Source organism: Filibacter tadaridae, assembly GCF_900609045.1.
Classification (GTDB): domain Bacteria; phylum Bacillota; class Bacilli; order Bacillales_A; family Planococcaceae; genus Sporosarcina; species Sporosarcina tadaridae.
This window is the reverse complement of record NZ_UXAV01000047.1, coordinates 1-1,612: the sequence shown is the minus strand read 5'-3', so window position 1 is coordinate 1,612 and position 1,612 is coordinate 1. Positions and strand designations below refer to the sequence as shown.

General features: G+C 48.1%; 9 tRNA genes and 1 rRNA gene. All 10 read right to left on the bottom strand.

The window, feature by feature from the left end:
* Positions 1–246: 246 nt before the first annotated feature.
* A tRNA-Ala gene (locus tag FILTAD_RS14995) sits at positions 247–319 on the bottom strand.
* A 6-nt stretch (positions 320–325) separates the two neighbouring features.
* Positions 326–402, bottom strand: a tRNA-Pro gene (locus FILTAD_RS14990).
* Positions 403–422: 20 nt separating this feature from the next.
* Positions 423–499: transfer RNA gene (locus FILTAD_RS14985), tRNA-Arg, on the bottom strand.
* Between the two features lie 29 nt (positions 500–528).
* A tRNA-Leu gene (locus FILTAD_RS14980) sits at positions 529–617 on the bottom strand.
* A gap of 10 nt (positions 618–627) precedes the next feature.
* A tRNA-Gly gene (locus tag FILTAD_RS14975) sits at positions 628–702 on the bottom strand.
* A gap of 8 nt (positions 703–710) precedes the next feature.
* Positions 711–792 (bottom strand) — tRNA-Leu (locus FILTAD_RS14970).
* Positions 793–826: 34 nt separating this feature from the next.
* Positions 827–902: transfer RNA gene (locus tag FILTAD_RS14965), tRNA-Lys, on the bottom strand.
* 6 nt (positions 903–908) lie between these two features.
* A tRNA-Thr gene (locus tag FILTAD_RS14960) sits at positions 909–984 on the bottom strand.
* Between the two features lie 27 nt (positions 985–1,011).
* A tRNA-Val gene (locus FILTAD_RS14955) sits at positions 1,012–1,087 on the bottom strand.
* 56 nt (positions 1,088–1,143) lie between these two features.
* Positions 1,144–1,259: ribosomal RNA gene (rrf, locus tag FILTAD_RS14950) — 5S ribosomal RNA — on the bottom strand.
* Between the last annotated feature and the right edge of the window lie 353 nt (positions 1,260–1,612).

Genomic DNA, 1,612 nt, shown 5'->3' with positions numbered 1-1,612 from the left:
TGTATTAGGCACGCCGCCAGCGTTCGTCCTGAGCCAGGATCAAACTCTCCATAATAGAAGAAAATGAATAGCTCATTTCTTGCTGGCATTAATTAAAAGGATATATTTCAATCCTTCGTTAATGACAATTTGTATTTCCTCGCTCCAACAAAAGTTGGTTACTCAGAAATGTTTTGCTCGAGTACACTTGGCACTCTCGCTGTATTTCATTGACGTTTTGCTGTTCAGTTTTCAAGGTTCATAAGGTGGAGCCTAGCGGGATCGAACCGCTGACCTCCTGCGTGCAAGGCAGGCGCTCTCCCAGCTGAGCTAAGGCCCCGTAAGTTGGTCGGGAAGACAGGATTCGAACCTGCGACCCCTTGGTCCCAAACCAAGTGCTCTACCAAGCTGAGCTACTTCCCGGAAACATATTAAAAGTATAATGGTGCGCCCGGCAGAAGTCGAATCCACAACCTCCTGATCCGTAGTCAGGTGCTCTATCCAATTGAGCTACGAGCGCATATAAAAAGATACATTTTTTGTTGATGTTGGTGCCGAGAACCGGAATCGAACCGGTACGGTAGTCACCTACCGCAGGATTTTAAGTCCTGTGCGTCTGCCAGTTCCGCCACCCCGGCATTGAAAAACTGGAGCGGAAGACGGGATTCGAACCCGCGACCCCGACCTTGGCAAGGTCGTATTCTACCACTGAACTACTTCCGCATTATAAGTGCGGGTAAAGGGAGTCGAACCCCCACGCCCGAAGGCACTAGATCCTAAGTCTAGCGCGTCTGCCAGTTCCGCCATACCCGCAATATAAATCATGACTAAATAAGTCAAGAAAAAATGGTGAGCCATGCAGGATTCGAACCTGCGACCCTCTGATTAAAAGTCAGATGCTCTACCAACTGAGCTAATGGCTCGAAAAGTGGTGCCGGAGAAAGGACTTGAACCCTCAACCTACTGATTACAAGTCAGTTGCTCTACCAGTTGAGCTACTCCGGCAAATAAATTTTGATATACAATTTTGTATGGTGGAGGATGACGGGCTCGAACCGCCGACCCCCTGCTTGTAAGGCAGGTGCTCTCCCAGCTGAGCTAATCCTCCTGGGTAGAATTACAATTGATTATTCATGCTTGTACAATCATAAGTGGATTATACAAGCCCGGCGACGTCCTACTCTCACAGAGGGAAACCCCCAACTACCATCGGCGCTGAAGAGCTTAACTTCCGTGTTCGGTATGGGAACGGGTGTGACCTCTTCGCAATCGTCACCAGACTTATATTCTCTTTTCTCAAAGACAATAACTATTATATCATCTTCTCACGAGAAATGCAAGTACTTTTTTTTATGAACGGTACTTATTCGTTCAAAACCGGATAAAACGGACATTGTATTCGCAAATCAGGGCCAACCGTGCCCTTCTTAATTGTCCAGCTCAAGCGGCCAGACTCTCGGGTCATATGTCGTCTCAACTGCGTGGCAAAAAGCGCCACTTCGTTGATTCGCCTTATGCCTGTCGAGTCTTAGCAGGCCGCTTTCGCTTTTCGTTTAGGTTAAGTCCTCGACCGATTAGTATTCGTCAGCTCCACACGTCGCCGTGCTTCCACCCCGAACCTATCAACCTCATC